Source organism: Paraburkholderia lebeckiae (genome assembly GCF_050436325.1).
Classification (GTDB): Bacteria; Pseudomonadota; Gammaproteobacteria; order Burkholderiales; family Burkholderiaceae; genus Paraburkholderia; species Paraburkholderia tuberum.
The window spans coordinates 137,272-163,296 of the sequence record NZ_JBNDLZ010000003.1 but is presented as its reverse complement, the minus strand read 5'-3'; the positions used below and the strand labels follow the sequence as shown (position 1 = coordinate 163,296).

Sequence of the window (26,025 nt, the reverse complement as noted above, 5' to 3'; positions counted from 1 at the left end):
CTGCTTCACTCCGGCGTTTGACGAACAAAGCCCCCGGTGAACACCGAGGGCTTCATAGGCTGCTTATCTGTTTGTTGCCGCGCCTAGCGGCCGGACTTGAACTCGGTCCACAGCCGCGTTTGCAGCCGCTGGATTTCCTGCGGCAGCGGCTTCAACAGGAACAGCGTCTTGATGGTTTCCGGCGACGGGTACACGGCCGGGTCGTTCGCGACGTCCTTGTCCACGTACTTGCGCGCTTCCATATTGACGCTCGGGTAGTACACGGCGTTGGTGATCGCAGCGTGCACCTGCGGCGTCTCGATGTAGTTGATCCACTCGAGCGCGGCTTCCTTGTGCTTCGCATCCTTCGGAATCGCCATCACGTCGAACCACACCGGCGCGCCGCCCTTCGGCACGAAGTACTCGATCTTGTACGGCTTCTTCGCCTCGATCGCGCGATGCTTGGCGATCACGACGTCGCCCGACCAGCCGTACGCGAAGCAGATGTCGCCGCCGACGAGGTCGTTGATGTAGCCCGACGAGTTGAACTGCGTGATATACGGGCGGATCTTTTTCAGCATCGCGAGCGCGGCGCGGTAGTCGGCCGGGTTCGTGCTCATCGGGTCTTTGCCGATATAGTGCAGCGCGGCTGCGAACATCTGGTCCGGCGCGTCGAGCACCGACACGCCGCAGGCCTTCAGCTTCGAGATGTTTTCCGGCTTGAACAGGATGTCCCAGCTATCGAGCGGCGCGTCCTTGCCGAGGATCTGCTGGACCTTCGTCACGTTGTAGCCGAGGCCGGTCGTGCCGTACGCCCAGGGCACCACGTACTTGTTGCCTGGATCGGCGCCGGCGACGAGCGCCATCAGCGACGGGTCGAGGTACTTCAGGTTCGGCAGCTTCGATTTGTCGAGCGGCTCGAAGATGCCCGCGGCAATCTGCTTGCCCGCGTAGTTGCTGGTCGGCACGACGATGTCGTAGCCCGAGTTGCCGGTGAGCAGCTTCGCCTGCAGCGTGTCGTCACTGTCGTAGTTGTCGTACTTGACCTGGACGCCGGTCTGTTTGGTGAAGTTCGGGATCGTGTCCTTCGCGATGTAGTCAGACCAGTTATATACGTTGAGCTGCGTATCCTTCGCAGCAGCCGTCAACCACGGCGTCGCGCACAAGACCAGCGCCGCCATATGCCCCACTATCCGCTTGTTCATCTCGTTCTCCGATCCTCTCGTCACTCAAGCCGCGCCGTCGCCTGCACGGTCCCCTGAAAACCCCGAAAACTACCACCAATTATTGCCCGCACAAAAAAAAACCCGGAGCTGTCGCGCAAACGGTACAGGCTCTGGCCGCACCCTTGCAAAATGGGCGCAATTTTAACGGGTTATCGGCGCCTGTCTACCGAAAAATACGCGGGCGTCGGCCGCGCTCTATCCGCGCTGGGCACCGGCTGCGAGGGTTTCGTCGAGTCGCTGTTATCTGGTTGTCAGCTCGGCGTTGGCTCGCACCTGGGCGGTGCGCCGCTCTGGCCCGCACGAGTGCCGGACGGTGCAGAGCCGCGTCGGCGTCCGGCGCGCCTTTCATGCGCGCGGCGCCGCCACGACGGCTCGAATGCTCCTATCATGATCTTTTGATGCGTATTGCGCGACGTCGTCGCGCGATGTCCGGCCAGCCGCTGCGCGCGTGCGATGGGCATGTGACTTGCGGCAGGATGCGTTTCCCAGAAGCTCTGGCACGATGAACACCAATCCTTTCGCGATGCGTCCCGACCGGCGCCGGCGTCTGCCGGGCGAGCCGACGCGTCCGGCGCACTGGTTCTCGTTCCCTCGGCGCCGGCGCGTTGATCGCGGTCGGCTATATCGATCCCGGCAACTGGGCGACCGCGCTCGGCGCCGGCGCGGGCTACGGCTACGGCCTGCTCGGCATCGTGCTGCTGTCGAGCCTGATGGGGATGCTGATGCAGTGGCTGTCGTCGCGCCTCGGCGTCGTGACCGGGCGCGACCTCGCGCAATTGTGCCGCGAGCGCAATGGCCGGCGCGCGACGCTGTTCCTGTGGCTGACGAGCGAGGTCGCGATCATCGCCTGCGATGTCGCCGAGGTGGTCGGCAGCGCGGTCGCGCTGCAACTGCTGCTCGGCGTATCGCTGACGGTCGGCGTGCTGATGTCGGCGGTCTGCACCTTCGCGCTGCTCGCGCTCCAGCAGAAAGGCGGCCGCAGGCTGGAGGCGGTGATCGCCGCGCTGATCGGCTTCGTCGGCCTGTGCTTCGTCGTGCAGCTCGCGCTCGCGCGACCCGACTGGCACGCGGCGCTGGCCGGTACGGCGCCGAGCCTCGAGCTGATCAGAAACGCGGGCATGCTGTGGCTCGCGGCGGGCATCGTCGGCGCGACGGTCATGCCGCACAACCTGTATCTGCATTCGGCGCTCGTCAAGCATCACGCGCCCGACAGCAGCGACGCGCAGATCAAGGCCGCGCTGCACGTCGTCAATCTCGATACTTTCGGCTCGCTTGCGTTCGCGTTCGTGATCAACGCGGCGCTGCTGATCGTCGCGGCCGCCGTGTTCTATGCGAGCGGCCATCGCGACGTGACCGATCTGGCCGATGCGCATCGGCTGATCGCGCCGCTCGTCGGCAGCCGCTGGGCCGGCATCCTGTTCGCGACGGCGCTGCTCGCGTGCGGGCTCAGCGCGACCGTCACCGGCACGCTGGCCGGTCAGACGGTGATGGAGGGCTTCCTGCGGCTGCGGTTACCGCGCTGGAAACGCGCGCTGCTCACGCGTGCGCTCGCGATCGGGCCGGCCCTGCTCGCGGTGGGCGTGTTCGGCCAGCATGGCTCGAATCAGTTGCTGGTCGCGAGCCAGGTCGTGCTGAGCTTGCAATTGCCGCTCGCGGTCGTGCCGCTGATCCGCTGCGCGTCCGATGCGGCGCTGATGCGCGGCTGGCGCGTGCACGGCGTGCCGCTCGTGCTGTCATGGCTGTCGGCGGCGTTCATCATTGCGCTCAATGGCGCGCTGATGTGGCAACTGGCGACTTAGGCGTGATCGCAGACGCAAAGGTCAGCGCAATTGACATGAAGTCCGCACGACGCTGAGCGGCGCGTGCGAGGCGCACGGCGCGCATCGGTTAACATAGCGGGACTTCGCCTCCCCGCCTCAAGGTTTCCGATGACTTCGAATCTCCACGATCTTCCCGACAGCCCGTGCATCGGCGTCTGCTCCACGCTCTTCGACGAGGTCTGTAAAGGCTGCGGCCGAACCGCCACCGAAGTGTCGAACTGGGTGTTCCTCAGCGACGAGGAAAAGCGCGCGATCTGGGCTCGGATCGAACGGGAAGGCACGGCGATGCGGTTTCAGAACGACAAGGTGTGAGCGTGTTCGTTGCGCGCATCGCACATTGACGCGACCATAAAAAAAGCCCGCTTCGACGAAGCGGGCTTTTTGCTATGACGCGATTCGATCAGCGTGAACCGAAGCGCTTATTGAACGCCCTGACTCGTCAGGAAGTCCTCATAGTTGCCACCGAAGTCGTTCAGCGTGCCATTGGTCTTCACTTCGATGATCCGGTTCGCGAGGCCGCTCACGAACTCGCGGTCGTGGGAGACGAAAATCAGCGTGCCGTCGAACTTGTCGAGCGCGATCTGCAGCGACTCGATCGACTCCATGTCCATGTGGTTGGTCGGCTCGTCCATCAGCAGCACGTTGTGGCGGCCCAGCATCAGCTTGCCCCAGATCATGCGGCCCTTCTCGCCGCCCGACAGCACCTTGACCGACTTGCGGATGTCGTCCGCATTGAACAGCAGCCGGCCGAGCGTGCCGCGCACCATCTGCTCGTCGTCGCCTTCCTTGCGGTACTGGTCGATCCAGTCCATCAGCGTGACGTCGCTCGGAAACTCTTCGTACGTGTCCTGCGGCATGTAGCCGACGTTGGCGTTTTCCGCCCACTTCACCGTGCCGTGGTCGAGTTGCAGATTGCCCAGCAGCGAGCGCAGCAGCGTGGTCTTGCCCGCGCCGTTCTCGCCGATGATCGCGATGCGCTCGCCCGGCTGCACGCTGATGCTGAAGTTATTGAAGATCGAGCGCTCGTATTTCTTGGAGATGCTGTCGGCGACCACCGCGATGTTGTGCAGCTTCTTCTCGAACTCGAAGCGAATGAACGGGTTCTGCCGCGACGACGGCTTGAATTCCTCGATCTTGATCTTGTCGATCATCTTCAGACGGCTGGTGGCCTGGCGCGCCTTCGACTTGTTCGCCGAAAAGCGGCGCACGAAGTCCTGCAGATCGGCCACGCGCTCCTTCGCCTTCGCGTTGGCGGCCTGCTGACGCTCGCGCGCCTGCGTGCTGGCGAGCATGTAGTCGTCGTAGTTGCCCGGATAGACCTTCAGCGTGCCGTAGTCCATGTCGGCCATGTGCGTGCAGACCTGGTTCAGGAAGTGCCGGTCGTGCGAGATGATGATCATCGTCGAGTTGTACTGGTTGAGAACATCTTCCAGCCAACGGATCGAGTTGATGTCGAGGTTGTTGGTCGGCTCATCCAGCAGCAGCACGTCCGGCTTCGAGAACAGCGCCTGCGCGAGCAGCACGCGCAGCTTCCAGCCGGGCGCCACGTTGCTCATCGGGCCGTTGTGGTCTTCGATCGCGATGCCGATGCCGAGCAGCAGCTCGCCCGCGCGCGCTTCGGCCGTGTAGCCGTCGTACTCGGCGAACTTCGCTTCGAGTTCGGCCGCGTGCATGTAGTCGTCGTCGGTCGCGTCGGGGTTCGCGTAGATCGCGTCGCGCTCGGTCATCGCGGCCCACATTTCGGCGTGGCCCATCATCACGACGTCGAGCACGCGCACGTCTTCGTACGCGAACTGGTCCTGGCGCAGCTTGCCCAAGCGCACATTCGGCTCGAGCATCACGTTGCCCGAGCTCGGCTCGAGATCCGAACCCAGAATCTTCATGAAGGTGGATTTGCCGCAGCCGTTCGCACCGATCAGGCCATAGCGGTTCCCTCCCCCGAATTTGACCGAAATGTTCTCGAAGAGGGGCTTCGGCCCGAATTGCATGGTGATATTGGCAGTAGACAGCACAGCGCGTCCCTTTGAATGTGATATCGGCGAAAAACCGAATATTTTAGCAGGTTTAGAGATTTCAACCCGACAGTTGGTCCGGCGCGACCCGCCTCACCCGTTCGAGCCGCCGCGCGGCGTCTGCAGAATGTCGATGAAGGCCGAAAAATCCGCGTCGGCGAGCCCCATCGCGGCACCCAGTCGCAGCAATTGCTGGACCGTCGACGCGACCGGCATCGGCGTGCCGGTCTCGTAGGCGCTCCCCCGCCGCGCCGTCCGCCGCCCCGCCCGCTTCGCCGAAATCCGCCACCCGCCGCGCCAGCGCGCGCGTCGCGGCCGGCGGAATGCTCGAATGATCGACGATCCAGCCCATGCGGCGCGGCGCCGCGGGGCCGCCATCGAGCAGCCCCGCCGGGCCGAACACGATCTGCTCGACCGCCGCCGCGTCCGCTACGCACAGCAGAACCGCGTCGCAGCGCGCGGCCAGCTCGCGCGGCGTATCGACGACGTGCGCGCCCTCGGCCCGCAAGGCCTCGGCCTTGGCTCGCGTGCGGTTCCACACATGCACGCTATGACCCGCATGCAGCAGGTGCCGGATCATCGGCGCGCCCATCAGACCGGGCCGCAAAAACCAGTTTCCACGTTCGAACCTCGTCGGCTATCAGATTGAATGGCTTATGTTGCGTACAGATGATAGCGACCGCGCGCCGCGCTGAAGTCGCGCGATATCGGGCATGCGATGTGCAGTATCAATGGTTCGAGCGGCGAAGTCTGATCCGCCGCGCAGGCAATTGCGCTGGCGAGGACGCATATGTCCGTCGGACTGCGCGAACCGTTGCCTATACTTTTTTCCATGCGCGTTTCCGAGCAGCGTTTTACTGACCAGCGGCGCACACCAAGGAGGAACTCATGTCAGAACACGTTTACAAGAAGATCGAACTGACCGGTTCGTCGACGAAATCGATCGACGACGCGATCACCACCGCAATTGCCAAAGCGTCGGAAACGCTGCGCAATCTGCACTGGTTCGAGGTCACGGAAACGCGCGGCCAGATCGAGGACGGCAAGGTCGCGTACTGGCAGGTAACGCTGAAGGTCGGCCTGCGCATCGAGGACTGAGCGGCGACCGCACGACACGCTTGCCCGTTGCCACGCGCAAGCCGCAAACAGAAAAGCTGCGTCCAGGCTGGGCTGGACGCAGCTTTTTTTTCAACAACGGACCGCCCGATTTACTTCGGCAGCGACCCGTCGACACCCTCCACGTACCAGTTCAGGCGCTGCAGTTCCGCATCGGTCAGCGTCTTGCCTTCAGGCACCTTCACCGTGCCCGACTGATCCTTGATCGGGCCCGTGAACACGTCGCGCTTGCCGCTCGCGAGTTCGTCGCGCTTCGCGGCAACCTGCTTCTGCCCATCGGCCGGAATCGCCGCCGTGTTCAGGTCCTCGAGGTTGACGGCCTTCTGCGGAATGCCCCACCACACCGGATCGTTCTTCCACTTGCCGTCGAGCACCTGCTGGATCACCGCGCTGTAGTACACGCCCCAGTGCGCGACGACCGAGCCGAGATGCGCGTCAGGACCGAACTTCTTCATGTCCGAATCCCAGCCGAACGCGTGCACGTGCTTCTCCGACGCGGTCGCGAGCGTCGCGCTCGAATCGGTGTTCTGCAGCAGCACGTCGGCGCCCTGGCCGATCAGCGTTTCGGCGGCCTGCTTTTCCTTGCCCGGATCGAACCAGCTGTTGATCCAGATCACCTTCGTATGCACCTTCGGATTCACCGAGCGCGCGCCGAGCGTGAACGCGTTGATGTTGCGCACCACTTCCGGAATCGGCACCGACGCGACGAAGCCGAGCGTGTTGCTCTTCGTCACGTAGCCCGCGGCGACGCCGGCCAGGTACGCGCCCTGGTACATGCGCACGTCGTAGGTGCCGAAGTTCGGCGCCTTCTTGTAGCCGGTCGCGTGCAGGAAGATGGTGTCCGGGAAGTCCTTGGCGACCTTGAGCTGAAAATCCTGGTAGCCAAAGCTCGTGCCGAAGATGATCTTGTTGCCCTTGTTCGCGAGATCGCGGAACACGCGCTCGGAGTCGGCCGATTCGGGTACGTTCTCGACGCGCGTGATCTTGATCCTGTTGCCGAACTTCGCTTCGGCTTCCCGCGAGCCCTGGTCGTGCGCGAAGGTCCAGCCGGCATCGCCCGGATTGCCGAGATAGACGAACGCGACGCCCGGCACGTCTGCGGCCTGCGCGGTTTGCGCGAGCGGCGCGGCAAGTGCAAGCGACGCCGCGCCCCACGCGAAAGCGGTCAGCAGATTTCTTCTCTTCATGTTTTTTTCCCCTGTCGTAATGAGCGAATAGTTTGAGCGGATCGATAAAGAATCTGTGTCGCCGTCAGCCCGCCGAGAAAAACGGCTTGCCGAGCGACGCGGGCGCATTGAGCCGGATCGTGTTCGGATTGCGCGAGATCAGCGCGAGCACGACGATCGTCGCGACGTACGGCAGCATCGCGAGGAACTGCGTCGGCACCGGCACACCGATCGCCTGCGCATAGAACTGCAGCCCCGTCACCGCGCCGAACAGCAGCGAGCCGATCAGCAGTCGCCCAGGGCGCCACGTCGCGAACACCACGAGCGCGAGCGCGATCCAGCCACGGCCCGAGGTCAGGTTCTCCTGCCACAGGTGCAGATTGACGATCGAATAGTAGCCGCCGGCGAGCCCCGCCATGCCGCCGCCGAACGCGACCGCCCCATAGCGCACGCCGACCACCGGAAAGCCGACCGAGTGCGCGACCTGCGGCGATTCGCCGACCGAGCGCAGCACGAGTCCCGCGCGCGTGCGATAGAGGAACCAGCCGATCGCGGCGAACATCAGGAACGCGAGGTAATCGAGCGGCGTGAGGGTAAACAGCGCGGGGCCGAGCACCGGGATGTTCGACAGGCCGGGGATCGTCCACGTATCGATCGTCGCGCGCACCGCCGCCGACGTGTACGGCTTGCCGACGTACGCGGACAGCCCGATGCCGAAGATCGTCAGCGACAGGCCGGTCGCGACCTGGTTGGCGAGCATCGTCAGCGTGAGGAACGCGAACAGCAGCGACATCGCGAGACCGGCGCCGATCGCGGCGAGCACGCCGAGCCACGGGCTGCCGGTGATCGACGTGACCGCGTAGCCGCTGACGGCGCCCATCAGCATCATCCCTTCCACGCCAAGATTGAGTACGCCCGATTTTTCGGCGACGAGTTCGCCGGCGCCCGCGAACATGAGCGGGATCGCCGCGGTGATCGCGCTCGACGTGAGCGCGCTGGCTTGCTGGATATCCATATCGAGTCTGAAAGCGGATTAGCGAGCTTATTGGCAAACTTAACGAACCACTGCTGCGGCCGAGCGGCGCCGCACGCGGTAGTTCACGAACAGGTCGGCGCCGAGCAGGCAGAACAGCAGCAGGCCCTGGAACACGCCCGAGAGCGCCTGCGGCAATTGCATCGAGGTCTGCACCGCTTCGCCGCCGAGATACAGCAACGCCATCAGCAGACTGGCGAGCACGATGCCGAGCGGATGCAGCCTGCCGACGAACACGACGATGATTGCGGTGAAGCCGTAGCCCGGCGACCACGTCGCCTGCAACTGGCCGATCGGACCGGCAATTTCGCCCATACCGGCGAGGCCCGCGAGGCCGCCGCTAATCAGCAGCGACGTCCAGATCGTCTTCTTGTCGGAGAAACCGGCGTAGCGCGCGGCGAGCGGCGCAAGTCCGCCGACGTTCATCCGGTAGCCCGCGAAGCTCTTGCGCATGAACAGCCAGACGAGCGGAATCGCGATCAGCGTGAGGAACACGGACGCATTCAGGCGCGTGCCACGCAGAAATTTCCAATGCCAGTCGCCGTACAGCGTGGGAAACAGCGCGTCGCCGCTGAACATCTCCGACAGCGGGAAGTTCATGCCCTGCGGATCGCGCCACGGGCCGCTCACGAGATAGATCAGCAGTTGCGTCGCGACGTACGTGAGCATCAGGCTCACGAGAATCTCGTTGGTATTGAAGCGGCTCTTCAGAAACGCGGGAATCGCGGCCCACGCCATGCCGCCGAGAACGCCGGCCGCCATCATCGTCGGCAGGATCCACCAGCCGCTCGCCTGATCGAAATAGATCGCGACGCCGCTTGCCGCGATGCCGCCGAGCAGCATCTGCCCTTCGGCGCCGATGTTCCACACGTTCGCGCGATAGCCGATCGCGAGACCGAGGCCGATCAGGCACAACGGCGACGCCTTCAGCAGCAGCTCCGACCAGCCGTTGATGCTCGACAGCGGCTCGATGAAGAACCCGTGCATCGCCTGCCACGGGTCGCGGCCGACGAGGCCGAAGATCAGGAAGCCGATCGTGAGCGTCAACAACGCGGCGATCAGCGGCACGGCGAGCTGCATCGTGCGCGACGGCGACGTGCGGGCTTCGAGTCGATAGGGAAGCATCATGGGTAGCGTCTATTTGTTCGGGTTCTGTTCTTCAGGGTCCGCATTCGCGTGCGTGGTTAGCGTCCTGGCGTGGCCGGCGGGCAACGCCTCGCCTCATGCATGCGCCGGCTGATCCGCCGCGGGCGCAGCGCCCTCGCGATCGCCGAACAGCCCCGCCATCCAGCGGCCGATTTCCTCGGCGTTGGTCGCACCGGTCGCGCGCACCGGCGACAGCCGCCCACCCGCGAGCACCGCGAGGCGATCGCAGATATCGAACAGCTCTTCCAGTTCCTCCGAGATCACCAGAATCGCAACGCCGCGCGCCGACAGATCGAGCAGTTGCTGACGGATGAACGCCGACGCGCCGACATCGACGCCCCACGTCGGCTGCGCGACCACGAGCACCTTCGGCGCCTGCAAAATCTCGCGGCCCATGATGTATTTCTGCAGATTGCCGCCCGAGAGACTTTGCGCGAGCGCGTCGGGGCCGCCGCAGCGCACGTCGAACGCGTCGATGCAGCGCTTCGCGAACGCGCGCATCGCGCCCGTTTTGATCCAGCCCGAGTTGACCATGCTCTGCCGGTGCGCGGTGAGCAGCGCGTTGTCGGCGAGGCTCATCGCCGGCACCGCGCCGCGGCCGAGCCGCTCTTCGGGCACGAAGCCGAAGCCGAGCGCGCGGCGCCCGCCCGCGCCGAGGCGAGCGGCCGGTTTGCCGCAGATCGTGATCGTGTCGGCCGGCAGGCTGCGTTTTTCAGCGCGCTTCTCGCCGGACAACGCCGCGAGCAGTTCCGCCTGCCCGTTGCCCGACACACCGGCAATGCCGAAGATCTCACCCGCATGCACGCTGAACGACACGTCGCGCAACGAGGTGCCGAACGGATCGTCGCTCGCGACCGACAACTGCCTGACGTCGAGCAGCACCGCGCCCGGCTTGTGCTCGCGCCGCGTGTAGTCCGGCAGCGAGTGGCCGACCATCAACTGCGCGAGCGACGCATGCGTCTCGTTCTTCGGCGTCACATGGCCGGTCACGCGACCGCCGCGCATCACCGTCGCGGTGTCGCACAACTCCTGGATTTCGTCGAGCTTGTGGCTGATGTAGAGGATGCTGCAGCCTTCGGCCGCGAGCCGGCGCAGCGTCGTGAAGAGCTTGCGGACCGCCTGCGGCGTCAGCACCGAGGTCGGTTCGTCCATGATCAACAGACGCGGATTCTGCAGCAGGCAGCGCACGATTTCGACACGCTGCCGCTCGCCGACGGTGAGGCTGTGGACATGCCGCTGCGGATCGATGTCGAGCCCGTAGTCGGCCGATACCTCGCGAATGCGTTTGGCCAACGTCTTCAGATCGAACGGTTCGTCGAGCGCGAGCGCGATGTTTTCGCCGACCGTCAGCGTCTCGAACAGCGAGAAGTGCTGGAACACCATGCCGACGCCGAGCTTGCGGGCGGCCGCCGGACTCGCGATATCGACCGTCTCGCCTTCCCAACGGATCTCGCCGGCGTCGGGTCGCACGGCGCCGTAGATGATCTTCATCAGCGTGCTCTTGCCCGCGCCGTTCTCGCCGAGTACCGCGTGGATTTCGCCGGGCGCGACGACGAGCGTGACATCGTCGTTGGCGCGCACGGCCGGGTACTGCTTCGTGATGCCCGTCAGCGCGAGCCGAGGCACCGCCTGGCCGGTGAGTTGCGCGTCGTCGCTAAGTGGAGTGTTGCTCATGAGATTCCGTAGTGCGTTCGTGACGCTGCTTGCCGCCTGCTTGCCGCCAGATTGCCGCCAGATTGCGGACTATCGGTCCGCCCCGCCGACGGGCGATCCGTCACCACAACCGGATGACAATACCTAATTCGCCCCACTCAGTCGAGTTGACAAAATTCCCGCAAACCCCCGCCGCTGCAAGCTCTGCGGGTATGTCACCCTTGACGCCGTTTTTCATCCATATTAAAACGCATATACCCCAACGTCAGTTCGATCAGCCAGTACGTATATTCGGAGAATCCATGAGCCAGCAACGCGAGGCGATCGACACGTACCTGCTGCGCGTGTTGCACACGCTACTGATGGAGCGCAGCGTCACCCGCGCCGCCGTCAAACTGAATCAGTCCCAACCCGCCATCAGCGCGGCTCTGCGCCGTCTGCGCGACATCACCGGCGACCCGCTGCTGGTGCGCGGCAAGTCCGGCATGGTGCCGACCGAGTACGGTCTGCGCCTGCTCGAACCGGTGCAGAACGCGCTGCGCGAAATCGAGCGCATCAAGTTCCAGCAGCACAATTTCGATCCGGCCACGTCGATCCGCTGCTACCGGATCGGCTGTCCTGACTACCTGAACGTCCTGTTCGTGCCGACGGTCGTCGAGCGTTTCCGCCAGGCCGCGCCGAACGCGACGCTCGAATTCCATTCGCTCGGCCCTGCGTTCGACTACGAACTCGCGCTCGAGGACGGCAAGCTCGACATCGTGGTCGGCAACTGGCCGGAGCCGCCCGAGCAGTTGCATCTGTCGAACCTGTTCGTCGATCAGATCGTCTGCCTGATGAGCAACGCGCATCCGTTCGCCAAACGCGGCGGGCTCACGCTCGACCAGTACCTGAACGCGCCACATCTCGCGCCGACGCCGTATTCGGTCGGCCAGCGCGGCGCGATCGACGTGCATCTCGCGCGCGAGCGGCTCAAGCGCCATGTGGTCGTCACGTTGCCCTACTTCAATCTCGCGCCGTACGTGCTGATCAAGTCCGATCTGATCTTCACGACGACGCGCCTCTTTGCCGACTACTACGCGAAGTTCCTGCCGCTGACCGTGGTGGCCGCGCCGCTCGACTTTCCGCCGATGCAGTACTACCAGTTGTGGCACGAGCGCGTGCATTACTCCGACGAAGTGCGCTGGCTGCGCGGCCTGGTTGGCGAGGCGACCCGGACCTTGATCGACAAGTCCTGACGCCGCCTGCGACGCCGATCGCGCCGGGCGCCACCGCTCACGGATCAGCGACTCGCGGCTTGCGCGCGGCGCGAGTGCCACCCGTTCCGCTCGAACTCAAGCCGACGCCTCGTAAAGCTGCCGCGCGAGCGCGTTATGCCGCTCGAGCACCGGCCCGAGTTCGAGCGTCGCCAACTGCCCATTCTCCACCACCACCTTGCCGTCGATCACGCTATAGCTGACCTGCGACGGCGCGCAGAATACCAGAGCCGCCACCGGATCGTGCAGCGCGCCGGCAAAATGCGGTTCACGCAGATCGAACGCGACAAAATCCGCAGCCATGCCGGGCGCGAGCGCGCCGATGTCGTCGCGATTGAGCACGCGCGCACCACCCAGGGTCGCGATTTCGAGCGCCTCGCGTGCGGTCATCGCATCGGGCCCAAAACCGACGCGCTGCAGCAACAGCGCCTGGCGCACTTCGCCGATCATCTGCGCACCGTCGTTCGACGCCGAACCGTCGACGCCGAGCCCGACCGGCACGCCCGCGAGCCGCATTCGCTTGATCGGCGCGATGCCCGACGCGAGCCGCATGTTCGAGCACGGACAGTGCGCGACGCCGGTGCCGGTGCGCGCGAACAGCGCGATGCCCGCGTCGTCGAGTTGCACGCAGTGCGCATGCCATACGTCATGGCCGACCCAGCCGAGATCGTGCGCATACTCGGCCGGCGTCATGCCGAACTTCTCGCGGCTGTACTCGACGTCGTTGAGGTTCTCAGCCAGATGCGTATGCAGCGACACGCCGTACTGGCGCGCGAGCGCCGCCGATTCGCGCATCAGGTCGCGGCTCACCGAAAACGGCGAACACGGCGCCACGACGACGCGCAGCATGGAGTAGCGCCCATCGTCGTGATACGTCTCGATCAGACGCTGCGTGTCCTTCAGGATGTCCGCTTCGCGCTCGACCATCGAATCGGGCGGCAGGCCGCCGTCCTTGCGTCCCACGCTCATGCTGCCGCGCGCCGCATGAAAGCGCATGCCGATTCGGCGCGCGGCCGCGATGCTGTCGTCGAGACGGCTGCCGTTCGGATAGATATACAGATGGTCGCTCGACGTCGTGCAGCCCGACAGCAGCAGCTCGGCCATCGCGGTCAGCGTCGATACTTCGATCATGTCAGGCGTGAGGTTCGCCCACACCTTGTACAGGTTCGTGAGCCAGCCGAACAACTCGGCGTTCTGCGCGGCGGGAATCGCGCGCGTGAGGCTCTGGTACATGTGGTGATGCGTGTTGACGAGGCCCGGAATCACGAGATGGCCGTGCAGGTCGAGTACCTGGTCGGCCGTTTGCGGCAGTTGCGCGGTCGATCCGACCGCGACGATCCGGTTGTCCTCGATGTACAGCCCGGCGTCGCGCAGTTCGCGCCGCTCGTCATCCATCGTGACCAGCACGTCCGCGTGCTTCACGAGCATCGTTTTACCGGGTTGTTTCAGTGCTTCATTCATCGTCATTCGTCTGTCCGCCTGATTGCCTGCATGCAAAGCCGTTCCGAACGCGATGCGGCGGCACGCCACCGTGCCGTCGCGTTCCGTTGAACGCCATTGGCCCGGTTACCCAGCGTGAGTCGCCGTCTTCGGGGTTCTCGTGCCAAAGGCCTGCCTTTGCACGGGTGTGTCGCGCCGCCACCTCGCGCGAACCGGATCGGGTTCGCGTGGGTCGCGCCGCACAGCGCTTACCTTCGGTAGCCAAAATCCCGCTGACAACCCGCGCGGTTGCGATACCCAACTTCACTCCGCCAATATAGTGGTGCATTTTTGGCGCCGGTACGATCGGCCGATGAGCCGGCGCGGCTTTCGTCTGGCTGTCCATCATGCGCGAACTATTATCTTTCCTATCGCTCGCGCTCGGGACAGAGCATCCTTTCTACAATGGCTGCCACGGCGCTCGCTTCGATTCGCCGACGGGTATGTAGCCACTGACGTGGAGCCTCGATCCGCCGCAAACGTAATGGATCGGGCCGCCGCCGACACCTCGCATTCACACAAGGACAATTGCGAATGGGCAAGCTCACTACCCACGTGCTCGACACCGCGAACGGCCGTCCCGGCGCAGGCATCAAGGTCGAACTCTTCGCGCTCGCGGGCGACACGCGCCGCGCGCTCAAAACCACTGTCACCAATCACGACGGCCGCTGCGACGAGCCGCTGCTCGAAGGCGACGCGCTCGTCGCGGGCGAGTACGAACTCGTGTTCGGCGCGGGCGACTACTTCGCCTCGCTCGGCACGAAGGTGCCGGAACCCCGCTTCGTCGATCGCGTCGTGCTGCGCTTCGGCGTCGCCGATGCCGACGCACACTATCACGTGCCGCTGCTGGTGTCGCCGTTTTCGTACAGCACGTATCGGGGCAGCTAGCGCGCCGCGCCCGACCGGGACAAGCAGGCACTACCAGGCACAAGCGCCCCGCGATACCCATAACAACCCGCGAGCTGCGTCTTTTATCCCGCAGTCGGCGCGATGACCGACGACGTCGACCGTCATCGCGCGCGCAACGAATCAGAAGTGGAGGAGTTTCATGGAAGGCTTTATCACCGACTGGTTGAACCTCGCGATTCGCTGGTTCCACGTCATCGTCGCCATTGCATGGATCGGCGAATCGTTTTATTTCGTCGCGCTCGACAACAGCCTGAAGCCGCCGACCGATCCGAACCAGCGCCGTCGCGGCGTGTTCGGCGAGTTGTGGCACGTGCACGGCGGCGGCTTCTACAACATGCAGAAGTACACGGTCGCGCCGCCCGAAATGCCCGAAGACCTGCACTGGTCGAAATGGCCTTCGTACACGACGTGGCTGTCGGGCTTCGGTCTCTTTACCGTGCTGTATCTGTTCTCGCCGAGCACCTACCTGATCGACAAAAACGTGCTCGACATGGGTCCGGTGGTCGCCGTCGCCTCGGCGATCGGTTTCCTCGCGGCCGGCTGGATCGTCTACGACTCGCTGTGCCGTATTCTCGGCACGCGCGACAAACTTCTCGGCATCTGCGTCGGCGTTTATGTGCTGATCGCGGCGTATCTCGCCTGCCATATCTTCGCGGGCCGCGCGGCGTATCTGATCATGGGCGCGATGCTCGCGACGATCATGTCGGCCAACGTGTTCTTCGTGATCATTCCGGGTCAACGCAAGATGGTCGACGCGATGCTGAAGGGCGACACGCCGAACCCGATCTACGGTAAGCGCGGCAAGCAGCGCTCGGTGCACAACACGTATTTCACGCTGCCGGTCGTGTTCGCGATGCTGTCGAACCACTACGCGATGACCTACACGCATCCGTACAACTGGGCGGTGCTCGTCGTCATCATGCTGGCCGGTGCGCTGATCCGTCAGTTCTTCGTGATGCGCCATCGCGGCCAGGTGTTGTGGTATCTGCCGCTCGTCGGCGTCGCGCTGATGTGCACGGCACTCGTGTGGACCATGCCGCGTCCGGTGGTGCCGCAGGCGCAGGCCGCCAACGCGCCGGCGCTGAAGGTCGCCGACATCGCGCCGGTGCTGCAGCAGCGCTGCGTGGCCTGCCACTCCGCGCATCCGACGATGATGGGCAGCGCGCCCGCCGGCGTGCTGATGGATACGCCCGACGAAATTTCGCAGAACGCGCAACGCATTTATCAGCAGGCGGTCACGTTGAAGGCGATGCCGCTCGGCAACGTCACGCATATGACCGACGACGAGCGGATGAAGATCGCCGCGTGGTTCGAGGGTGGCGCGGCGAAGTAAGGACGTCTGTCCGGATCACGGAACCGGTGCCGAGGCAGAGGCTGAAATGTGAAGCGGGCTTGTCACGTGAGCGGCAAGCCCGCTGTTGTTTTGGGATGGCGACGGGTGCAGTCAACCGGATCGGCATTTTTCATTTTGTAGCCCTTGGGCGACAAAATCCGCAAATCCACCGGAATTGTAGCCCTTGAGACACAAAACAAATTAGTGTTTTGTACCCCTTGAGCTACAATTAATCTCAGATTCGCCGAATTTGACGCCCTGAGGCTACAAATGACCAACCTCGCCGATGTCTCGGACATGCTCAAAGCCGTACGACGAGACAGCAAACTATCGCAGGAAGACCTGGCGCGCCGCGCGGGCGTTGCCCGCACGACCGTCGCACGGATGGAAACGCTCGCCAAAAACGATATGAGCGTGTCCGTGCTCGTGCGCCTGCTCGAAGCCGCCGGTTACGATCTCAAGTTCGTCGCGCACGGGCACGGCCGCACGCTTGAGGACATCCTCGCCGAACAGCGCAGCCCGGATGCGCAGCCATGAAGCTCGACGTTCAGGTACTAGGCAAGCACGTTGCCACGCTGTTTCGCGAGCGCGATGACTATGTCCTCAAATACAACGTCGATGCGAGCGCGGCCGACTTCGTCAGTCTGACGATGCCGGTGCGCGAAGAGGCCTGGCGCTGGCCGCGCGACCTGCATCCGTTTTTCCGGCAGAACCTGCCCGAGGGCTATCTACTGAATCTGATCCGCGAGCAATTCGGGCCGTTGCTGGACGGAACCGATCTCTCGTTGCTCGCCGTGGTGGGTTCGATGGGGATTGGTCGGGTCACTGTCACGCCCGAAGGTGTCGCGCCGGGCACGGAACTCCAGGCGCTCGACGTCCAGCACATCCTGCACGGCGACAACACCGCCGAACATTTCGCGCAACTCGTACGTGAATACGCGCGAGCGGCTATTTCGGGCGTCGTGCCGAAGTTCATCGCGCCAGAGGCGCAGCCGTCTGCTGCGTCACCGCCGTTGCAGCTCGGTAAGCCGACGATTCGAACGAGCCGTCACATCGTCAAAGGTTCGGACGACAACACGCCCTTTCTCGGCTTCAACGAGTTCTATTCGATGCGCGTGCTGGAGCGGCTTGGGGTTGCGTCCGTTGCGCGCACGCAGATGTCGGACGATGGCCGCGCACTGATCGTCGAGCGCTTCGATGTGGACGCGCAAGGACTGCCGGCGTACGGGGTGGAAGACCTGTGCGGCCTGCTCGGTTTGCCGCCGCACGAAAAATACAATTCGACCAGCGAGAAAATGCTCAACGCGGCAAGAGCCTATCTGCTCGATCGCGACACCACGCGGATGCAACTCCAGCAGCTCGGCTGGCATCTGCTGACCAACTACGTCGTGCGCAATGCGGACTGTCACACCAAGAACGTCGCACTGTTCTATACGTCGGTCGACGATGTCGCGTTCACGCCCGTCTACGATGTCGTGACGACGCAGGCTTATCCGCGCTTCGCAGCCAATCCGCCCGGCTTGCCTGTTGACGGCCGGAAGACCTGGGCAGCCGGTAAAACGCTGGAACGATTTTTCAACACGCGCATGGGCATCGCTCCGCGCCAATATGCGCAGATGATCGAAGCGCTGTGCGATTCGGCTGTCGAGGTCGGCCATGAGTTGATCGAAGCAGCACGCAACGAACCGCAGTGGCGCACGGTCGCGAAACAGATGCTGCACGCGTGGGACGACGGCATGACATCGCTGCGCTCGCCAAAGAAAAGCGTGCAATTCAGGGGGCTCAAGCCGGCGATCGAAGCAGCGGGATTTTCGGCGCCTGAGCCGCCCGAACGGTCAAGGGAAGTCATCGGGCATTCGCCGCTGCTCGGCAAGCGCAAGTGATCGCCATCCATGCAAAAAAGCCCACGACGTAACGCACGTCGCGGGCCTGTTCTTCGAACCGCAACGCTGCCGGCGACCCGGCAGCAGCAACGCCATCAAACCGCCACCGCGCTCAACGCATCTTCCGTGAGCCACAGCGACTCCGCCAGATCCTGCTCGTTCAGATTGAGCCCCTCGCCGCCACGATCGACGACGATAAAGTCGCTCGTCTCGCCCAATGCGATCAGCGGATGGTGCCACACGCCTTTCGCGTAGTTGACGCCCTGCCAGCCACTGGTGACGAACGCGCGGATCTTCTTCGTGTCGAGTGCGCCCGCGGGCGCGACGACGACCAGATACGGCTTGTCGTTGAGCGGCACGAACGCCTGGCTGCCAAGCGGATGACGCTCGAGCATCTTCACTTCGAACGGCAGCGTGCGCGGCTGGCCACGAAACAGATTGACGAGCGTGCGGCCGTGCTCGTCGGTCACGTCGACCTTCGCGAGGTCGTGATAGCGGATCGTCGTGCCGAGGTTGATCGGAATCTGCTTCGCGCCTTCGAGTTCGATCACGTCGCCGAATGCGGCGAACGCCGCTTTCGTCAGCGGTTCGATGGCGAGCGTTTTCATTCGAGCGTACCCCACAGACGCAGACGCGACACGCCGCCGTCCGGATAGATGTTGAAGCGCACATGCGTAACGGGCCCGAGCGCCGCGATCTCGCTCTCGAAGAAATGCTGCTTGTCCATCTGCAATTTCTGTTCGCCGAGCAGCACCGGCCAGAACATCGCCTGCGTGACGAGCGAGCTGTCGGTGCCGCCCTTTACGTACGCGGCCTGGATCGAGCAGCGATCCGGATAATTGCCCTTGAAGTGTGCGGTGTCGACTTCGATCTTGCGGATCACGCCCGGCTGCGCGAGCGCGATGATCGCCCAGTCGTTGCCCGGCTCGCGACGACGACGCGTTTCCCAGCCGTCGCCCATATTCACGCCGCGACCCGGCATCAGCAGCGTCGAGGCCGCGCCGAAGTGCTGGTTGTTCGCGCCGACCAGATACGCGCCGTTTTCCATCGCCGCGAGATCGAACTGCTCGGTGCGGCTCGCGCCGCCCCAGTCGACCTGCGGCTGACCGTAAACACGCAGACGCGCGATGCCGCCGTCCGGATAGATGTTCACGCGCAGATGCGTGTACGCGCTCGCGTCGCCGACTTCGAGGTAGTGGTGGCTATTGCCCTGCAACGTGGTCGACGGCACGATCTCGGTCCATTGCGTCGCCTGATTCGGCTCGCCATCCGCAACGCGCGCCGCTTCCACCGACGCCGCCGGCGGGAAGTTGCCGGTGAAGTGGCTCGTGTCGAGGTCGAGTCCCTTGATCACGCCGGGCCGCGCGAGCTTGACGATGCACCAGTCGTAGCCGGTCGTGCGCTTGCGACGCGTTTCCCAGCCGTCCATCCACTTGCCGTTGTCGTCGTACTTGCCCGGAATGAAGACGGCCGGTTCCGGATTCAGCATGCGGTCCTTCGGCGCGAAGAATTCGTCGCTGGCCTCGAGCGCCTGCGCGCCCAGACGCGGGTCCGCCAGGTTCACGTAACGGCGCGTGAATTCCGGTGCGTTGGGGTCGAGAATCGGAGTTGCCATCTTTGTCGTCCTTGAGATCGATTGGTGCGGGAAAAACGTTACGGCTCGCTGTGTGACGCGGTGCGCGTCACGCGCCGATCAGGTCGTCGAGCCGCAAACGTGCAATGCGATAGATCTGATCGAGGCTCGCGCGCAGTTCGTCGGCGCGGCTGTTGTTCACGCGCGATTCGAAGTCCGCGATGATGCCGTGGCGGTCGTAGCCGCGCACCGCGAGAATGAACGGAAAACCGAATTTCTCGCGATACGCGTGATTGAGCGCATGCAGCTTGTCGAACTCCTCCTGCGTGCATTGCGCGAGACCCGCGCCGCTTTGCTCGCGCGTCGACTCGGCGGTCAGCTCGCCGCGCACCGCGGCCTTGCCGGCCAGCTCCGGGTGCGCGTTGATCAGCGCAAGCTGCTTCTCCTCGCCCGAGGTTTCGACGATCTGCGACATCCTGCGATGCAGCTCGTCGATGCTCGCGAACGGCCGCTCCCGCGCCGCAATCTCCGCGACCCACGGCGAGTGCTCGAAGATGCCCGACAGCGCCGCGACGAACGCGTCGGTCGAGATACTGTTGAGTTGGTCCAGGGTGTATTGCATCGCCTTCATGCCGCAGCCTCGCGGCTGTCTTGCTGGTAAGGATGAGTTTCGTGCCAGTGCCGCGCGATATCGACGCGCCGCGACACCCACACGCGATCGTGCTGTTCGATGTGGTCGAGAAAGCGCTGCAGCGCCCGGAAACGCCCCGGCCGCCCGAGCAGCCGGCAGTGCATGCCGATCGACAGCATCTTCGGCACTTCGTCGCCTTCTTCGTACAGCACGTCGAATGCGTCGCGCAGGTAGGTGAAGAAGTGGTCCGCGGTGTTGAAGCCTTGCGGGGTGGCGAAGCGCATGTCGTTGGTGTCGAGCGTGTACGGCACGATCAGTTGCGGCACGGTCTTGCCACCCGATACCTCGACGTCCATCCAGAACGGCAGGTCGTCGCCGTAGTAATCGGAGTCGTACAGGAAGCCGCCGTATTCGGCGACCAGCCGATGAGTGTTCGGACTGTCGCGGCCGGTGTACCAGCCGAGCGGCCGCACGCCGGTCACGCGCTCGATCGCCTCCATGCCGAGGCGCATGTGCTGCGCTTCCTGCTCCGGCGACATGTCCTGATAGTGAATCCAGCGATAGCCGTGGCACGCGATCTCATGCCCGAGTTCGACGAACGCTTGCGCGACTTCCGGATGCCGCTCGATCGCCATGCCGACGCCGAACACCGTCAGCGGCAGGTCGCGCCTTTCGAATTCGCGCAGGATGCGCCACACGCCAGCGCGCGAGCCGTATTCGTAGATCGACTCCATGCTCATGTGCCGCGCCGGATACGCCGCCGCGCCCACGATCTCCGACAGGAACTGCTCGGAACCGGGATCGCCGTGCAGCACGCAGTTTTCGCCGCCCTCTTCGTAATTGAGGACGAATTGCACCGCAACGCGCGCTCGCCCCGGCCAGTTCGGATGCACCGGGTGGCGGCCGTAGCCGATCAGATCGCGTGGGTAGTTCGGGTCGAGTGGCATGGTTTGACGGATGCGTAGTGACGGGACCAGGAATGCGCGTGAACGCGGTTCGAAACCCCTCGGCAACGGTGCGGGGTTCACACGTGTAGCCACGCAACAGGTGGATTCAGCGGCTGCCGAAACCGCAGCGCCGAGTTGACCCAGTGTAGCGAAAACACCCCGGTGCGCCCATACAGCCGGGCAGATAGTGCGTGTTACAGCGAGTGTATGTGCGTGTCCGCCGATTCGGCGTTTACCCGCAGCGGACCCGGGCTGAACGACGCGAGCGCGCCGTCGTAGCGCTTCGCGAGCGGCCGCGCGTAGTCGCCGCGCTTGGCCGTCGCGAGACGCAGCGTCACCAGCGCCTCGGTCCATTTGACGGCCGCCGTCACGCCTTCGATCACCGGCGCGCCGAGCGCATCCTCGATCTCCGCGCACAGCTCGGCCATGCCCGCGCAGCCGAGCACGATCGCGTCCGAGCCGTCCTCGGCGAGCGCGCGACGGCATTCGTCGAGGATGATGCGGCGCGCCGCCGAGCCCGGCGTGTCGAGATCGAGCACGGCGACGTCGGTCGCACGCACGTTGCGGCAGAAGCGCTTCATGCCGTAGCGCTCGGCCAGATGCCAGGCCATGCCGCAGGTGCGCGCGAGCGTCGTCACGACCGAAAAGCCCGGCGCGAGCACGCTCGCCGCGTGCATCGCCGCCTCGGCGATGCCGATGACCGGACCGCGCGCCAACTCGCGGGCCGCATAGAGACCGGGGTCGCCGAAGCACGCGATCACGTAGCCGTCGCAGCCGTCCAGTTCGCCGGCCGCGACTTCGGCGAGCAGACCGGGCGTGGCGAGCGCTTCGTCGTAATAGCCCTCGATCGACGGCGGCCCCATCGTCGGATTGACGGCGATCACTTCGGTGCCGGGCGCGGCGACGTCGCGCGCGCAGCGCCCCATCGCCTCGGTCATGCGGCGCGTCGTGTTCGGATTGATCAGTTTGATACGCATGGCGACTCCTGTTCGACTCGTGATTGCAGCGGCGAAATCTTGCGCAAAGCCTCGAAACTCAGCGTGCGAGCATCCGGTAAAACAGCGCGCCGAGTCCCGCGCCGATGAACCACGAGAAATTCGCGCAGCCGTCGAGCCCCGGCACCATCACGCAGATCACCGCGATCAGCGCGGCCGGCAGCAACGCGGCGACCGCGCGATAGTTGACGCCGTTGCGATACCAGTACGAGCCGCTCGACGCGACCGTGTACAGATCGTCGAGCACGATCTTCTGACGCTTCACGAGGTAGAAGTCGACGATCAGGACGCCGTACAAAGGTCCGATGAAGCTGCCGAGCACGTCGAGCGTGTAGTGGATCACGGCCGGATTGTTGAACAGGTTCCACGGCGTGATGAACACCGACGCGACCGCCGCGAGCATACCGCCCGCGCGCCAGCTGATCAGACGCGGTGCAACGTTCGAGAAGTCGAAGGCCGGCGACACGAAGTTCGCGACGATGTTGATGCCGATCGTCGCGATCGTGAAGGTCAGCGCGCCGAGAATCACGGCCATCGGATAGTCGATGCGGCCCACCGTCTCGACCGGATCCGTGATCAGTTCGCCGAACACCGGCAGCGTGGCCGCGGTCGTGATCACCGTGACGAGCGAGAACGCGAGGAAGTTGACCGGCAGACCCCAGAAGTTGCCGCGCTTGACGCTGCGAAAGCTCCTGCCGTAGCGCGAGAAGTCACCGAAATTCAGCATCGGTCCCGAGAAGTACGACACCACCAGCGAGGTCGCCGTGATCATCACCGGTAGCACTTCCATGCCGTGATATTTGACGCCGCCGAGGTTGATGCCGATGTTGCGCCAACCTGCGCGATACACCATGTAGCCGGCAAGAATGAACATCACGACGTAGACGGCTGGCCCGGCGAAGTCGATGAACTTCTTGATGGTCTCCATGCCGTGCCAGAACACCAGCGCCTGCAGTACCCACAGCAGCATGAAGCCCGCCCAGCCGAGCGTCGACAGACCGAACAGACCATGCCGATGCACGTCCGCATACGGCAGCAGTTGCGGCACGAACTTCAGCACGACGATCACGAGCGCGCTCGACGCGAGATAGGTCTGGATGCCGTACCACGCGACCGCGATCAGGCCGCGAATTACTGCGGGGACATTCGCGCCGAGCACGCCGAAGGTCGCGCGACACGCGACCGGATACGGCACGCCGTTCAGCTGGCTCGGCTTCGCGATCAGGTTGCACAGCACGTTCACGAGCGTGATGCCGACGAGCAACGCGACCAGCACCTGCCAGCTCGTCAGGCCGAGCGCGAACAGACTCCCCGCGAATACATAGCCACCCACGCTATGCACGTCCGACATCCAGAACGCGAAGATGTTGTACGCGCTCCAGTTCTGCGCGCGCAGCGGCGCGAGGTCCTCGTTGTAGAGCCGCTCGCTGTAGCCGGCCGGCATCGACGGATCGGTTTGAGCCGTGCCGTCCGGATAGTTGGAGATGGGGTGACTGCCTGGCGCTGCACTGAACTGAGCCATGATTCCTCCTTTGGATAGGGACCGTCGAAAGAGCATCGACGGACACTGCATCGGCCATGCCAGTTGCTCGCTTCTCGTCCCGCGAGGGTCGAAGAAGTCGGCGTCGTGGTCCCGGACCGTGCCGCGCGTGTCTCCGTACTGACGTACTTGTGGTTGTCGCATCGCCAGCCGCCGCGGATTTCCGGCGATGCGTCGCTACCTGAAAGTCCGTCGTCTCGCGACGGACATGCGTGTTCAGGCCGGCGGCGCTCACGCGAGGCCGCCTGGCCGTGCATATGTCGGTTCAGTTCAATTCAGTGCGGCGCGCACCACCAACGGGCGCTCGCCTGCTGCTTGCCTCAGCCTGGGGTGCAGTCGGCTTCGGCTCTTTACGTGGACGCTTCTTTCGGCGCGAGCGCGCCGAATACTTCATGCAGATCCGCTGCCCCGCGCGCGGGGCGCTCCAGCATCTTCAACTCGACGCTTTGCAGATGGCGCGACATCAGCGCGGCCGCCTGCTTCGCATCGCCGGCGTCGAGCGCGGCGAGAATCGCTTCGTGGTCCTCGAACGAGCACGGGCTGCGTCCGAGCGATTCGTACAGCGCGGAAATCAGCGTGGAACGCGCGACCAGCCCGTTCAGGCAATCGCACAACACTGAGTTGCCGGTCAGGTTCGCGAGCTCCGTATGAAACTCGCCCGACAAGCGGATCCATGCCGGAAAATCCCGCGTTTCGAATGCCTTGCGTTCCCGGCCGATCATGCCGCCGATGTTCTTCAAACGCCGCATGCCGTGTCCGCTGCAGATCTTTTCGACGACGGCCAGCTCGATGATGCGGCGCATTTCGAACACCTCGTGCACCTCCTGCAGCGACGGACTCGCGACAAACGCGCCACGATTCGGCTCGAGATCGACGAGGCGCTCACCCGCCAGCTGCGACAGCGCCTGGCGGATCGGGCCGCGCTTCACACCGAATACTTCGCATAGCTGAGCTTCGGTGAGCTTCGCGCCGGGTGCCAGCCGGTGCTCGAGGATCGCCGCGCGGATGCGTTCGGCGATTGCTTCGGGCTTCGAACTGTTCGCGACGGATTCGGTGTCGGACATGATTGGCGTCTCGGTATGTTGGTCATCATAGGACGGACACAAATATTGTCAACAATTTTTGCGTCTATTTTCGACAGTTTTCGTGCTGCGTTGCGTCAGCAGAAGCCCTGTGAACCAAGGTGTGCGGCTGTCTGGGCGGGAATCTTACCCGGTTTTGACAATGCCACGATGAGTACTGGCAGCCAGTTTTTGTCAACAAAAACTGAAAACCTTGGCGGTGGGTGTGGAAGGTGGTGAGTGTGCAAATACCGACAGTTAGTTGCGTTACTGACGCAAAAAAAGCGGGCGATCCGCCCCCTCCGCCCCGCTTATGGCGGCTTCAGCCAATGCTCGGATAGCCCGACGCCGTCAGCCTGAAGCCATGCGCATTGGCGACCAGATGCGCGTCCGCGCCGACCGGCAGCGTCACCATGTTATGAACGTGTCCGTACTGCAGCCCCGTCACGACAGGAATGCCGATCAGCGAGCGCACTTGCTCGACCATCGCGTGCAGGTCGTAGCCGTTGTCGTAGTCGTACGGCTTGCCGCCCGATAAATCACCGAGCACGAGCGCCTTCTGCTGTGCGAGGATGCCGGCCAGATGCAGCTGATAAATCATCCGCTCGATGCGGAACGGCTGCTCGTTGACGTCCTCGACGAACAGGATGCCGCCCTGCACCAGCGGCATATACGGCGTGCCGACAAGCGACGCCACCACCGCCAGATTGCCGCCCCACAACGTGCCCGTTACGTCGACGCTCTGCGCTTGCGGCGTGTCGCTCTCGACCGTGATGGTCGACTGCGTCAACGCCGACCAGAAATGCCGCATCGTGAATTCGCTGAGCTGCTCGGCGCCGAAATCGCTCATCAGCATCGGGCCGCCGAAGGTCTTCAGGCCGGCGCGCGCGAGCAGCGCCAGTTGGATCGCGGTGAAGTCGCTGTGACCGACCAGCGCTATCGGCTGATCGGCGAGCCGCCGCTGCAGCCCTTCGTAGTCGAGACCGTGCAGAATCCGCACCGCGCCGTAGCCGCCGCGCACGGCCAACACGACATCGGGCAGCTCACGCGATGGATCGGCGAGCCGGTTCAGATCGGCCGCGCGCTCGCCGTCGGTGCCGGCGAAGCGCTGGTAGCGGCGCTTCGCGGCCTCCTCGCCGTCGACTCGATGCCCCTGCGCACGCAGCCGATGCAGCGCGCGATGCAGCACCTCCGGATCATGCGGATAGCCGGATGGCGCAATCAGTTCGATGGTGCGAGAAGCGGTCATGGCAAGACCCGTTGGGCGTGG

General features: G+C 64.3%; 22 protein-coding genes and 2 pseudogenes. 8 read left to right on the top strand and 16 right to left on the bottom strand.

What is annotated here, in order from left to right; all coding sequences use genetic code 11:
• Positions 1-83 precede the first annotated feature (83 nt).
• On the bottom strand, positions 84-1,184 hold the full coding sequence (locus tag OKW44_RS18815; RefSeq protein WP_026225327.1) for a polyamine ABC transporter substrate-binding protein: 1,101 nt from the start codon (positions 1,182-1,184) through the stop codon (positions 84-86).
• 523 nt (positions 1,185-1,707) lie between these two features.
• On the opposite strand from OKW44_RS18815, the pseudogene OKW44_RS18810 reads away from it, so the two are divergent.
• Positions 1,708-3,004, top strand: a pseudogene (locus OKW44_RS18810) (Nramp family divalent metal transporter).
• A 129-nt stretch (positions 3,005-3,133) separates the two neighbouring features.
• A complete protein-coding gene (locus tag OKW44_RS18805) occupies positions 3,134-3,337 on the top strand; it encodes a DUF1289 domain-containing protein (protein ID WP_018417706.1) in 204 nt (67 codons plus the stop codon).
• 107 nt (positions 3,338-3,444) lie between these two features.
• Here the strand turns inward: OKW44_RS18805 and OKW44_RS18800 are convergent, their stop codons facing one another.
• Positions 3,445-5,037 (bottom strand): ABC-F family ATPase, encoded by a 1,593-nt coding sequence (locus tag OKW44_RS18800; RefSeq protein ID WP_035470072.1) that lies wholly within the window; start codon positions 5,035-5,037, stop codon positions 3,445-3,447.
• Between the two features lie 93 nt (positions 5,038-5,130).
• Positions 5,131-5,658 (bottom strand): annotated as a pseudogene (locus OKW44_RS18795) (NAD(P)-dependent oxidoreductase).
• A gap of 267 nt (positions 5,659-5,925) precedes the next feature.
• Between OKW44_RS18795 and OKW44_RS18790 the strand changes: the two are divergent.
• The gene (locus tag OKW44_RS18790; protein WP_018417703.1) at positions 5,926-6,135 is read left to right on the top strand and encodes a dodecin; all 210 of its coding nucleotides are present in this window, start codon (positions 5,926-5,928) and stop codon (positions 6,133-6,135) included.
• 110 nt (positions 6,136-6,245) lie between these two features.
• On the opposite strand, the gene OKW44_RS18785 is transcribed toward OKW44_RS18790, so the two are convergent.
• The 4 genes from OKW44_RS18785 to OKW44_RS18770 form a co-directional block, all read right to left on the bottom strand.
• A complete protein-coding gene (locus OKW44_RS18785; protein WP_018417702.1) occupies positions 6,246-7,340 on the bottom strand; it encodes a BMP family ABC transporter substrate-binding protein in 1,095 nt (364 codons plus the stop codon).
• Between the two features lie 64 nt (positions 7,341-7,404).
• Positions 7,405-8,334 (bottom strand): ABC transporter permease, encoded by a 930-nt coding sequence (locus OKW44_RS18780; protein ID WP_018417701.1) that lies wholly within the window; start codon positions 8,332-8,334, stop codon positions 7,405-7,407.
• A 39-nt stretch (positions 8,335-8,373) separates the two neighbouring features.
• A complete protein-coding gene (locus OKW44_RS18775; RefSeq protein ID WP_018417700.1) occupies positions 8,374-9,480 on the bottom strand; it encodes an ABC transporter permease in 1,107 nt (368 codons plus the stop codon).
• Positions 9,481-9,573: 93 nt separating this feature from the next.
• Entirely contained in the window at positions 9,574-11,172 is a 1,599-nt protein-coding gene (locus OKW44_RS18770; RefSeq protein WP_018417699.1) for an ABC transporter ATP-binding protein, read from the bottom strand.
• Between the two features lie 281 nt (positions 11,173-11,453).
• Here OKW44_RS18770 and OKW44_RS18765 point away from each other — a divergent pair, with 281 nt between their 5' ends.
• Positions 11,454-12,386, top strand: a complete 933-nt coding sequence (locus OKW44_RS18765; protein ID WP_018417698.1) for a LysR substrate-binding domain-containing protein — start codon at positions 11,454-11,456, stop codon at positions 12,384-12,386.
• Positions 12,387-12,482: 96 nt separating this feature from the next.
• Here the strand turns inward: OKW44_RS18765 and OKW44_RS18760 are convergent, their stop codons facing one another.
• Positions 12,483-13,871 (bottom strand): 8-oxoguanine deaminase, encoded by a 1,389-nt coding sequence (locus tag OKW44_RS18760; RefSeq protein WP_026225326.1) that lies wholly within the window; start codon positions 13,869-13,871, stop codon positions 12,483-12,485.
• A gap of 546 nt (positions 13,872-14,417) precedes the next feature.
• Between OKW44_RS18760 and uraH the strand changes: the two genes are divergently transcribed.
• The 4 genes from uraH to OKW44_RS18740 all read left to right on the top strand — a co-directional run bounded on the left by uraH (position 14,418) and on the right by OKW44_RS18740 (position 18,008).
• On the top strand, positions 14,418-14,771 hold the full coding sequence (gene uraH / locus OKW44_RS18755; protein ID WP_018417696.1) for a hydroxyisourate hydrolase: 354 nt from the start codon (positions 14,418-14,420) through the stop codon (positions 14,769-14,771).
• A gap of 160 nt (positions 14,772-14,931) precedes the next feature.
• Positions 14,932-16,125, top strand: a complete 1,194-nt coding sequence (locus OKW44_RS18750; protein ID WP_018417695.1) for a urate hydroxylase PuuD — start codon at positions 14,932-14,934, stop codon at positions 16,123-16,125.
• 270 nt (positions 16,126-16,395) lie between these two features.
• Complete coding sequence (locus OKW44_RS18745; RefSeq protein ID WP_018417694.1) at positions 16,396-16,662, top strand: helix-turn-helix domain-containing protein; 267 nt, start codon at positions 16,396-16,398, stop codon at positions 16,660-16,662.
• Positions 16,659-18,008, top strand: a complete 1,350-nt coding sequence (locus tag OKW44_RS18740; protein WP_018417693.1) for a type II toxin-antitoxin system HipA family toxin — start codon at positions 16,659-16,661, stop codon at positions 18,006-18,008. Before OKW44_RS18745 ends, OKW44_RS18740 begins: the two co-directional genes overlap by 4 nt.
• Before the next feature lie 95 nt (positions 18,009-18,103).
• Here the strand turns inward: OKW44_RS18740 and OKW44_RS18735 are convergent, their stop codons facing one another.
• The 8 genes from OKW44_RS18735 to ldcA all read right to left on the bottom strand — a co-directional run bounded on the left by OKW44_RS18735 (position 18,104) and on the right by ldcA (position 26,004).
• Positions 18,104-18,616 carry an ureidoglycolate lyase gene (locus OKW44_RS18735; RefSeq protein WP_018417692.1) on the bottom strand — a complete coding sequence of 171 codons (513 nt, stop codon included), beginning with the start codon at positions 18,614-18,616 and terminating at the stop codon, positions 18,104-18,106.
• Positions 18,613-19,623, bottom strand: a complete 1,011-nt coding sequence (gene alc / locus OKW44_RS18730) for an allantoicase (protein ID WP_018417691.1) — start codon at positions 19,621-19,623, stop codon at positions 18,613-18,615. Before alc ends, OKW44_RS18735 begins: the two co-directional genes overlap by 4 nt.
• Before the next feature lie 67 nt (positions 19,624-19,690).
• Entirely contained in the window at positions 19,691-20,212 is a 522-nt protein-coding gene (gene uraD / locus OKW44_RS18725) for a 2-oxo-4-hydroxy-4-carboxy-5-ureidoimidazoline decarboxylase (protein WP_018417690.1), read from the bottom strand.
• The gene (gene puuE / locus OKW44_RS18720) at positions 20,209-21,159 is read right to left on the bottom strand and encodes an allantoinase PuuE (protein WP_018417689.1); all 951 of its coding nucleotides are present in this window, start codon (positions 21,157-21,159) and stop codon (positions 20,209-20,211) included. The genes uraD and puuE overlap by 4 nt, the downstream gene beginning before the upstream one ends.
• 194 nt (positions 21,160-21,353) lie before the next feature.
• On the bottom strand, positions 21,354-22,136 hold the full coding sequence (locus tag OKW44_RS18715) for an aspartate/glutamate racemase family protein (RefSeq protein WP_018417688.1): 783 nt from the start codon (positions 22,134-22,136) through the stop codon (positions 21,354-21,356).
• A 58-nt stretch (positions 22,137-22,194) separates the two neighbouring features.
• The gene (locus OKW44_RS18710; RefSeq protein ID WP_018417687.1) at positions 22,195-23,676 is read right to left on the bottom strand and encodes an NCS1 family nucleobase:cation symporter-1; all 1,482 of its coding nucleotides are present in this window, start codon (positions 23,674-23,676) and stop codon (positions 22,195-22,197) included.
• Between the two features lie 368 nt (positions 23,677-24,044).
• Positions 24,045-24,758, bottom strand: a complete 714-nt coding sequence (locus OKW44_RS18705) for a GntR family transcriptional regulator (RefSeq protein ID WP_018417686.1) — start codon at positions 24,756-24,758, stop codon at positions 24,045-24,047.
• A 319-nt stretch (positions 24,759-25,077) separates the two neighbouring features.
• Positions 25,078-26,004 carry a muramoyltetrapeptide carboxypeptidase gene (gene ldcA, locus OKW44_RS18700; protein ID WP_018417685.1) on the bottom strand — a complete coding sequence of 309 codons (927 nt, stop codon included), beginning with the start codon at positions 26,002-26,004 and terminating at the stop codon, positions 25,078-25,080.
• Positions 26,005-26,025 lie beyond the last annotated feature (21 nt).